Source organism: Streptomyces sp. NPDC104581, from assembly GCF_055583685.1.
In genome coordinates this window covers 1-9,675 of sequence record NZ_JBVJNN010000028.1, presented here as the reverse complement: position 1 = coordinate 9,675, position 9,675 = coordinate 1, and the positions used below count along the sequence as shown (strand labels likewise).

Below are 9,675 nucleotides of genomic sequence, written 5' to 3'. Positions count from 1 at the left end.
GGAGTCGAACTGACGGAAAGTCACCTCGCTCACGCGGACGGGACGCGCCTCCCGGCGGGGCGACGGTCACGTCCTGCGACGACCCGTATGGACGGCCCTGCCCCGGGGAGTTCGCACGGGTGGTGTCCCGCCCCGTCCGGAAGGACCGGATGGGGGAGCGTCGTCTGCCGCTCACGGCTCACGGCTCCCGGCGCTGGACGCAGGGTCACGAGCCCGCGACGCCGGAGTCCGCACACGAGGGCCGGCCGAAGTCCCCGCCGACGCTCGCGGCGCGAAGCGCGGCACCGTGCGCGAGGTGACGGCGCGTCGACACGACTCGGGGACGTGTCGACGCGGCGGCTCGCCCCCGGGACCCGGATTGCCGCCTGCCCGCCGGGCGCGGACCGCGCGCCCTCCGGAGCGCGAAGGGCCGCCCCCGTGCATACGGGAGCGGCCCCACCCCGGCGGGCTTACGCGCGGCCCGCCGCTACCGCTGTGTCGTGTACGCGGCTGCCCGAGCGGGTCCTGCGGCGCAGCGTGGGACGGCTCTCCTGGGCGCCCGGCGCCGTCTCCGGCGCGCCCCTCGCGGGCAGCCGCTCCGCCAGCGTGGCGACGGTCGGCGCGTTGAACACGTCACGCAGCGTCAGTTCGGCGCCCAGCACCGAGCGGATCCGGTTCACCAGCCGTACCGCGAGCAGCGAATGGCCGCCCACCCGGAAGAAGTTGTCGTCCCTGCCGATCTTCCTCCCGCCGAGTATCTCCGCGAACAGACCGTGCAGGATCTCCTCCCGCGCGTCGCGGGGCGCCTCGGTCTCCGCACGCCGCACGTCCTCGGGGGCGGGCAGGGCGAGCCGGTCGAGCCGGCCGTCCCGGGTCAGTGGAAGCGCGTCCACCACGACGAACTCCGCCGGCACCCAGTGCGCGGGCAGCGTCCCGGCCACATCCGCCCGTACCGCCGCCACGTCCGGGCCACCTCCGTGCGCCGGGACCTGGTAGGCGACCAGGCGGTGCGTGCCGGGTTCGTCCTCCCGCAGGAGCACGGCGGCGCGGCGGACGGACGGATGCCGGGTGAGGACCGCCTCGATCTCGCGGGGCTCCACCCGCAGCCCCCGTACCGCCGGCTGTACGTCCCCGCCGCGGCCGAGGACGCGGAGCGTTCCGTCCGCCTGCCGTACGGCCGTCTCGCCCGTACGGTGCATCCGCCCGCCCGCGGGGCCGAACGGATCGGCGGTGAAGAACGCCGCCGACACCCCGGCCCGGCCCGGGAAGCCGTCCGCGCTCCGCGGACCCGCCACGTACAGGTCGCCCGGCACACCCACGGGCACCGGACGCAGTCTGCCGTCCAGGACACGACGGGACCCCTCACCGAAGGCCCCCGCCGCCGTCCCCGTCCCCGCCGCGTTCCCCACGGTGCCGCCGTGACCGTACACACTGCCCGCCGCGCCATGACCGTTCGCGATCCGCACCTGCCCGAACAGACTCTCCGCACGGGCCAGTTGACGCGGCGAGGGCATCTCGTCGGTGGTGACCACCAGGCCGAGCCGGGCGAACGCCTCCGGATGGTCGTCCACGAGCACGTCGAACACCCGGCCCGGCAGCGCCGTCGCGGTGACACCGTGCTCGACGACGAGCGACGCGAGCGCCTCGGGCCGCCTGCTGCCGCCGGACCACAGGACGCAGGCCGCGCCGGTGAGCAGCGGACGCCACAGCTCCAGGGCGAACCGCCCCGACGTCACGGGTGCGTGCTGGAGCCACACCTCCGGGCCGTGCCCGGCCCCCGCGAGCGCGGGGTCCGTGGCGGCGGCCACCACGGCGCGGTGCGAGAACAGCGCGGCGGGGGAGCCGGCCTGGACGCATGCCGCGTCGGAGGCGTCGCCGGTGAGCGCCGGGGTCCCCGGATCGATCTCGGTGTCCACCACGGAACTCCCCGCCGGGCAGACGCCGTTGGCGTCCAGCACGACGACACGGGCCGGCCGAGCCGCACCCAGCCGCTCCGCCGCCTCCGGGACGGCGCAGACCAGCGCGGCGAGCCCGCTCCCCGCACCGTCCGCCCCGGCGAGCCGGTCCTCGTCCACGGCGGCGTCCGCCGCCGGGTCCAACAGCGCGTAAGCGGCACCGGACTTGAGCGTGGCCAGCGCCGAGACGACCAGTGGGATGCCCGGCTCCAGCAGCACACCCACCACATCACCGCGTCCCACGCCGAGCCCCACCAGTTCGTGCGCGAGCCGGTTCGCGGCGGCGTCGAGTCCGCCGTACGTCATCCGCCCGCCGGCCGCGATCAGCGCGACGGCGTCCGGGGCGGACGCGACGTGCCGGGCGAAGAGTTCCGTGATCCGTGCCCCGGGCGCCGGGAGACCCCCGGTGTCGGGGGCGCGCAGCGCGGCGCGGTCGGCCGCCGTCAGCAGGTCGATCTCCTCGATCCCGCGCTCGGGAGCCGCCGCGACCTGCCGCAGCACCGCCGTGAGGCAGTCGACGACCAGCCGGGCCGTGGCGGCGTCGTACAGGTCCGTGGCGTACTCCAGCACACCCGTGAGGCCGCCACGCGCGCCGTTCGCCTCCTGCCGCTCGGTCAGCGCCAGCGTCAGGTCGAACTTGGCGCGCCCGGTGTCGAAGAGGACGTCGGACCCCGACAGCACGGACCGGCCCTCGGCGCCCGCGCCGGCCGTGCCCCCCGCGCTGCGCAGCAGCAACATGACCTGGACGAGCGGGTGATGGGCGGTGGACCGGTCCGGACTCAGGTGCTCGACGAGTTGTTCGAAGGGGACGTCCTGGTGGGCGTACGCGGCCAGGTCGGTCTCCCGGACCCTGGCCACCAGGTCGGTGAAGGCGGGATTGCCCGACACGTCCGTCCGCAGGACGAGGGTGTTGACGAAGAAGCCCACCAGATCGTCCAGCGCCGCGTCGCCGCGTCCGGCCTCGACGGTGCCGACCGGCAGATCGGTCCCCGCCCCCAGCCTCGACAGCGTGACCGCCAGCGCGGCCTGGAGGACCATGAACAGCGTCGCACCGCTCTCCCCGGCGATCCCGGCCAGCGCGTCGTGCGTGGCCGCGTCGAGCGCGAACGGTTCCAGCGCGCCTCCGTGCGTCGCGACCGCCGGGCGGGTCCGGGCGGCAGGCAGCTCCAGCACCGGCGGGGCGCCGTCCAGCGTCGCCCGCCAGAAGCCGAGCTGCCGTGCGAGAACGCTCTCCGGGTCGGACTCCTCGCCCAGCACCTCGCGCTGCCAGAGCGCGTAGTCGGCGTACTGGACCGGCAACGGCCGCCACTCGGGAGCCTGTTGGGTCAGCCGCGCGGCGTAGGCGGCCGACAGGTCCGCGAGCAGCGGTTCCAGGGACCAGCCGTCGCCCGCGATGTGGTGGACCAGCACCACCAGCACCTGCGCGCCCGAGTCGTCCAGCTCCAGCAGTCGGGCCCGAAGGGGCACATCGGCGCCGAGGTCGAAGATCTGACCGGTCGCCGCGTCCACGGCCCCGGTCAGCCCCGCCTCGTCGGTGTGCACCACGTCCAGCGGCGGCCGGACCCCGGTCAGGATCCGCTGGTACGGCTCGCCGTCCACGACACCGCACACCGTGCGGAGCACCTCGTGGCGCTCGGCGACATCGGCCAGCGCGTCCGCGAGGACGTCCGCGTCCAGCGGTTCGTCCAGCCGGAGCACGACCGGGATGTTGTACGAACGGCTTGGCCCCTCAAGCTCGTTGACGAACCAGAGCCTGCGCTGTGCGAAGGACATCGGCACCCGCTCGGGCCGCTCCACCGGTACCGGCGCGGGCCTCGAAGCCGCGCCCGCCAGTTCGTCCAGCCGCCGGTCGAGACCGGCCGGGGTGGGGGCAAGGAACAGATCGCGGATGCCGAGCTCGACGCCGAGCACCGACCGCACGCGGTTCACCAGCCGTATGCCGAGCAGCGAATGCCCCCCGTTGCGGAAGAAGTTGTCGTCCGGTGCGACCCGTCCCCGGCCCAGCACCGCCCCGAAGAGCCCGCACAGGATCTCCTCGCGCGGCGAGCGCGCCACCCTGGTGGAGCCCCCGGATCCGGTGTGCCCGTCCGCGTCACCGGATGCCTCCTTCCCCGCCCCGCCGGCCCCGTGCCGCGCGACCCGTTCGCGCCGTTCGGCCAGGGCGCGGTGTTCGGCGTCGGTGAGGGCGACGGCGGCGCTGACGCGGGTCGCCGGGTCGGCGGCCACGGCGTCCAGCGCGCGGGTGAGGAGGCCGAGCAGCAGGGCCGCGGTCGGCGCGTCGAACAGGTCGGTGGCGTACTGGAACCACACCTCGACACCGCCCGGCTCCCCGCCGTCGCCGTACACCTCCGTGCAGAAGACGTTGATGTCGAACTTCGCGGTGCGCAGCCCGGCCGGCTCGACGGCGCCGGGAATGTCACCGAGCCGTACGCCGGAGTCGGTGCCGTTCTGGAGGGTGAGCATGGTCTGGAAGAAGGGGTGGTGGGAGAGGGAGCGGGCCGGGTTGAGGTGCTCGACGAGCAGGTCGAACGGCAGGTCGTCATGGGCGTAGGCGGCGAGATCCGACTCCCGTACCCGGTCGAGGAGTTCGGTGAAGGCGGGGTCGCCCGACACGTCGGTGCGCAGCACCAGGCTGTTGACGAAGAACCCGACCAGATCGTTGAGCTCCTCCTCCGGGCGTCCCGCCACGGCCGAGCCCACGACGATGTCGTCCCGCCCGCTCACCAGTGCCAGGACACCGGACAGGGCCGCCTGCGCCACCATGAACAGGCTTGCCCGCCGCGTGCGCGCCAGCTCCAGCAGCCGCGCATGGGTTCCGGCGTCGATCCAGCCCTTCACCAGATCCCCCCGGCCCGACGGCTCCGCCGGTCGCGCCCGGTCCGCCGGCAGCTCCAGCACCGGCGGCACCTCGGACAACGTCCCGCGCCAGAAGTCCAGTTGCTCGGTGAGGACGCTGTCGGGGTCGTCCGCTTCGCCGAGCATGTCGCGCTGCCAGAGCGTGTAGTCGGCGTACTGCACCGGCAGTTGTTCCCACGCCGGGGCCGCGCCCGCCGACCGGGCCGTGTACGCCGTGGTCAGGTCCCGCAGCAGCGGTCCGGTCGACCAGCCGTCGGTCGCCACGTGGTGCAGCAGCAGCACGAGTACCGACGCGTCCGCGCCCGTGACGAACAGCCTTACCCGCAGCGGCCGTTCCGCCGTGATGTCGAAGGACTCGTGCGCGAACGCGTCCACCAGGGCGTCGACCGCCCCGGGCGCGCACTCCACCCACTCCGGCTCCGGTCCGGGACCGTCCAGGATCCGCTGGTACGGCTCGCCGTCCACTGCGGGGAACACCGTGCGCAGTACCTCGTGGCGGCGCACCACGTCCGACACCGCGTCGGCCAGCGCGTGCCGGTCCGGCACACCGCCCAGCCGCAGCACGACCGGCACGTTGTAGGTCGCCGACGCGCCTTCCAGGCGATTCATGAACCACAGCCGACGCTGCGCGAACGACAACGGGAGCACAGTCATTCCTCCAGACACCTTCAGGGGAGTTGAACGGTCTCGCCGGCCGCCGCCGGGATTCGGCGCGGCACGGGTGGCGGGACGGGGACACGCGGGGGGAGTGCCGTGAGCGGCACACGGGGCCCGGGGCCTCCCCGTGAGGAGGACCCCGGGTCCCCGGGCGGGCGCGGCACCGGGTCGGCGGCCGGTGCCGCGCGGCGGACGGGCCGCCGGTCAGGCCGAGACGCCGACCGGCTGCCGTTCGGTCTCGGTGGCGGCGAGCATCGACTCGATCCGCCCGGCGAGGTCACGCAGCCGGGGGTGCGCGTACACGGTCTTCACCGGAAGGCTCACCCCGAGCTCCCTGCGGACCCCCGCGACCAGTTTGATCGCCAGCAGCGAGTGGCCGCCCAGTTTGAAGAAGTTGTCGTCGGCGCCGATCCGCGGTCTGTCGAGCACCTGTGCCCAGACGCGGGCGATCAACTCCTCGACGGGCCCGGTGGGTTCGTCCGCGGCGGGCTCCCCGGCGGGGGCGGCCGTCCCGGCCACCGGTGCCGGGGCGACCGGAGCGGGAAGCGCGGCCCGGTCCAGTTTGCCGCTGGGTGTCGTGGCGAACCGCGCCACCTCGTTGAGCACCGCCGGCACCATGTAGCCCGGCAGGGTCGCCGTCAGGTGCTCGCGCAGCGCGGCCCCGGTCACCGGGTGCGAGGCGCGGTAGTACGCCACGAGCCCGGCGGTCCCGTTGACGTCGTCCCGCAGGACCACCGCGGCCTCCGCGACCGCGGGATGACCGGCCACGGCCGCCTCGATCTCGAACAGCTCCACACGGTGGCCACGCACCTTGACCTGGCCGTCGGCGCGGCCCAGGTAGGCGAGCCGGCCGTCCGGCAGCCTGCGGCACAGATCACCGGTCCGGTACATCCGCGAGCCGTCCGCCGACAGGTCGGCCACGAACCGCTCGGCGGTCAGACCGGGGCGCCGCCGGTAGCCGCGCGCGACCCGGGGGCCGGCCAGATACAGCTCGCCGGTCTCTCCGTCCGCGACCGGCCGCAGACCGTCGTCGAGCAGCCGCATGCGCAGTCCGGGCAGGACCGCGCCGATGTGCGGACCGTCGCCGGAGGCTATCCATCCGGCGGTCGCGTCCACGGTGCACTCCGTCGGGCCGTACAGGTTGACCGCGCGCAGCACACCCTCGTCCACCAGCTCCGCCAGACGCCCCCACAGGACGGGGCTGATCGCCTCACCGCCGATGAGGAGGGTCAGCGGACCGTCGGCCGCCGGGTCACGGGGCGGGAGATGCTCCAGAAGCGGTTCGGCGTGCGACGGGGTGATGTCGAGGTCGGTCAGCGACCGGTCCCCGATCAGCGCGGCGAGCAGCGCCGGGTCGGACCGTGTCTCCGTGTCGATCATGACCAGTGTGTCGCCCCGGCAGAGCCGTACCCACTGCTGCACCGACGCGTCGAAGGAAGGAGACGCGTTCCAGCCGACCCTGCCCGGCCCGGGAGCGGCGATCCTCTCGGACTCCAGCTCCGCCAGGAGCGCCGAGGCGGAGCCCCGGCTCACCTCGACGCCCTTGGGCAGCCCGGTGGAGCCGGAGGTGTAGATGACATACGCGAGGCCCTGCGCGTCGACCGCTACCGGGGCGAAGCCGCCCCCGGTCACCGGGTCTGCGGGCGAGAGAAGCTGACCGACCGTCACCCGGCCGGGTCCGGCGGCCGTTTCGGCGCCCGCCTCCGCGACACCTGCCTCCGCGACACCGTCCGCCGCGTCGTCCGCCACGATCAGCAGATCGGCGGCCGAGTCCTCGACCAGATACCTCCGGCGCTCCGCGGGCAGCGCCGGGTCCACCGGCAGATAGGCCGCGCCCGCGGTGAGTGTGCCGATCAGTGCCACCACCAGGTCGGCGCCGCGGGGCAGGCTCAGCGCCACCACGCTCTCCGGGCCCACACCGCGCCCGGCCAGGGACCGCGCGACGCGCCCCGCCTCGGCGCGCAGTTCACCGAAGGTCAGCTCCCGGTCCCCGGCCACGACGGCGGGGCGGCCGGCCGGGACGTTCGCGAGCCGGGCCAGCAGGTCCGCCGCACCGGTTCCGGCCGGTGCCTCACCCGTGTACTCGCTGTACGCATGTGCGGTTGTCATCGTCCGCTCACTCCCCGAACGCGGTCGTCGCCGGCGCGGTCTCGGGACGGCAGTCGTCCAGGGTGATCGGGTCGCCCATGGCCACCAGGATCTTCCGGTCACCCTTGAAGGACTCCCGCCCGTGGGCGTTGAGCACGTTGTCGACCAGCATCACATCGCCGCGCTGCCAGGTCTCCCGGACGGTGACCTGGTCGTAGACACGGTTGATCGCGTCGACCTCGTCGGCCGTCAGCCGGGTGCCGTCGCCGAGATAGGTGTCGAACGGCAGCCCGTCGTCCCCGTACGTCTCCAGCAGCACCTCGCGGACGTCGGCGTCCAGCGTCCGGTTGTTCCAGAACGCGAAGTGGTTGAACCACGACTTCTCGCCCGTGACCGGGTGGGTCACGACCGCCGAGCGCCGCTGGCGGGTGCGCAGCCCGCCGTCCGGCAGCCATTCGTAACCGATGGCGTTCTCACGGCAGTACGCCTCGGCCACGGCGGGGTCCTCGGTGGCGAAGCTCTTCTGCCAGGGGAGTCCGGCCAGTTCGGAGAAGTTACGGGTCAGCAGCCAGCCCTTGGCCATGAACCGCTCGCGCAGATCGGCGGGCAGCAGGCGCAGCGCGGCGCGCATGTCGCCCACCGTCGTCGCACCGTCCTCGGTGGGGGCCGTGACACAGCCGAACAGCAGGGTGCCGGGGAAGTCGAGTGTGTAGCTGTTCTCGTTGTGCAGCCGGATCGGCTGGACGGCGGGCAGGTCGGTCGACGAGAACACTCCCTCGCCGAAGTCCGTGCGCGGCGTGGCCTTCTCCTTGTAACCGGCTCTGCGCGGCATGAGAACGTCACGTACCCGTCCGAAGTCGGCCGCGTCGCCCACGCCCAGCCCGCGGATCAACAGCGCGCCGGAGCGGTGCAGTTCGTCCCTGACGGCCGGCCGCTGGTCGGTGAGCCAGTCGATCGCCGGGTCGATCGCGTCGAACGAGGGGGTCCGCAGGACCGCGGGCTTGCCCGCTTCCCTGCTGACATCGAGAGCGGTGGCGGGAGTGGCGGTGGCCGTGGGCGACATCGCGTGATTCCTTCTGATCGGGTGGACGAGTGGTGGGATGGTGTGGGTCAGGCGAACTCGTGCGGGGTGGGCGCCCCGGAGATCACGGAGTTGACCAGGCCGAAGAAGCGCTCCAGCTGCTGCTGGAAGTAGAAGTGGCCGCCCGGCAGGCACTCGGACACCGCGGGGCCGGTGGTGATCTCGGCCCATCGCGTGAGCGCGTCGAGCGGTACGACCGGGTCCTCGGTGCCGCCGATGGCCGTCACCGGGCAGTTCAGCGCGGGGGAGGGGCCGGTGTAGCGGTAGACGTCGTCGAGGGCGAAGTCCGCGCGGATCGAGGGGATGATGATCTCGCGCAGCTCGGGCTCGTCGAGAATGCCGTCGTCGGTGCCACCGCGCGCCTTGATCGCCGTGACGAGTTCGTCGTCGGTGAGCCGTTCCGGGTGGACCGTGCTCGGGTTGGCCATGAACGGCGCCCGGCACGCCGAGGCGATGAGGGCGCGCGGGGCGCGGCCGGCCAGGGTGAGGGCGCGTGCCACCTCGAAGGCGACCAGTGAGCCCATGCTGTGCCCGAGCACCACCAGGTCGTCGGTCCCGGCCGGCAGGCTCTCCACGATCGGGCCGACCAGGTCGTCCACGCCGGTGGGCAGCGGATCGGAGAAACGGGCGCCGCGGCCGGGGTACTGGCCGATCAGCAGCCGGACACCGGCGGGCAGGAAGGCCCGCCACTCCGTGTACGCGTGGGCGTTTCCGCCCGCGTGCGGGAGGACCAGCAGGGACGTACGCACATCGGTGGCGTCGGCGGCGTCGAGCGTCCACACCACGTCGTCGGGATCGGTGATCACCTTGCACTCCGTTCGTCTGAAAGGCGGTCGTGAAGAGGCGACGACCGTGAGGAGGCCCGGGAGGGCCGGGTGTGAGACGCGCCGCTACCGGGGGGTGCCCGCCTCGGTACGGCGGCGCAGGGCCGGGCGCTTGCGCTGCCGGGGAGCCGCTTCCCTCAGGGTGGTGATGTGGTGGGTGAGGGTGGCGGGGGTGGGGTTTTGGAAGATGTCGCGGATGGTGAGGTTGGTGTGGAGGGTGGTGCGGATGCGGGTG

The 9,675-nt window shown here is 73.8% G+C and carries 4 protein-coding genes; all 4 read right to left on the bottom strand.

Annotation, left to right across the window (positions count from 1 at the left end; genetic code table 11):
- Nucleotides 1-449 precede the first annotated feature (449 nt).
- The gene (locus ACZ61E_RS22135) at nucleotides 450-5,438 is read right to left on the bottom strand and encodes a condensation domain-containing protein (protein ID WP_469701607.1); all 4,989 of its coding nucleotides are present in this window, start codon (nucleotides 5,436-5,438) and stop codon (nucleotides 450-452) included.
- A gap of 213 nt (nucleotides 5,439-5,651) precedes the next feature.
- Nucleotides 5,652-7,556, bottom strand: coding sequence for a non-ribosomal peptide synthetase (locus ACZ61E_RS22130; RefSeq protein WP_469701554.1), 1,905 nt, complete (start codon nucleotides 7,554-7,556; stop codon nucleotides 5,652-5,654).
- 7 nt (nucleotides 7,557-7,563) lie between these two features.
- On the bottom strand, nucleotides 7,564-8,598 hold the full coding sequence (locus ACZ61E_RS22125; protein WP_469701553.1) for a TauD/TfdA family dioxygenase: 1,035 nt from the start codon (nucleotides 8,596-8,598) through the stop codon (nucleotides 7,564-7,566).
- A 47-nt stretch (nucleotides 8,599-8,645) separates the two neighbouring features.
- The gene (locus ACZ61E_RS22120; RefSeq protein WP_469701552.1) at nucleotides 8,646-9,422 is read right to left on the bottom strand and encodes a thioesterase II family protein; all 777 of its coding nucleotides are present in this window, start codon (nucleotides 9,420-9,422) and stop codon (nucleotides 8,646-8,648) included.
- Nucleotides 9,423-9,675 lie beyond the last annotated feature (253 nt).

Coding starts and splice junctions, on each gene's coding strand:
- ACZ61E_RS22130 (WP_469701554.1), bottom strand. CDS start 7,556: ATGACAACCGCACATGCGTACAGCGAGTACACGGGTGAGGCACCGGCC.
- ACZ61E_RS22125 (WP_469701553.1), bottom strand. CDS start 8,598: ATGTCGCCCACGGCCACCGCCACTCCCGCCACCGCTCTCGATGTCAGC.